At 47.8% G+C, this 596-nt stretch carries 1 protein-coding gene; it reads left to right on the forward strand.

All coding sequences use genetic code 11. From position 1 onward, the window contains the following. A partial coding sequence (locus tag ACT53D_RS14270; protein ID WP_476156854.1) for a hypothetical protein occupies positions 1-596 on the forward strand: 596 nt, incomplete at both ends.

The following is a 596-nucleotide window of genomic DNA, read 5'->3' on the forward strand; positions in this document are numbered from 1 at the left end:
GGTACCTTTGTGCAAGATGCTTCCGGCAAACAAACAAGCATTAATACCGCTTTCAACAACTCTGGTACCGTCAATGTGAAATCCGGTACGCTCTCCCTGTCTGGCGGCGGCACTTCTACCGGTAGCTTTAATACTCAAACAGGTCAAACACTTGAGTTTGCTGGTGGAACACATAACCTTAACGGCAGCACGCATACTAATGATGGCACGTTCAAGGTATCTGGTGGAGAAATCAACTTCAACAGTCACTCCACCACATTGACTGGAAACGGTGACTTAAATGTCACTGGCGGCACAGTTAACATCAATGGCACAGGTAGTTTAAGTACCAGCAGCTTAAATCACAACGGCGGCACCATTGGCGGCTCAGGCAGCCTAGTCACCACAGTACTCAACTGGTTTGGCTATGGCTCAACTCAAAAAGGCAATGGCACCACAACTGTCAGCGGCAATGCAACTATCGGCGATGGTAATAACTACTCATATCATCTTCTCGGTGATGGCGACGGCACCAACCGCACCCTTAACCTCAATGGCAATACAACACATCAAAGCGCTCTGCTCTATTTGAGTCATGGCAGTGTCATCAATAACAA

The sequence above is a fragment of the Methylophilus sp. DMC16 genome, assembly GCF_056314045.1.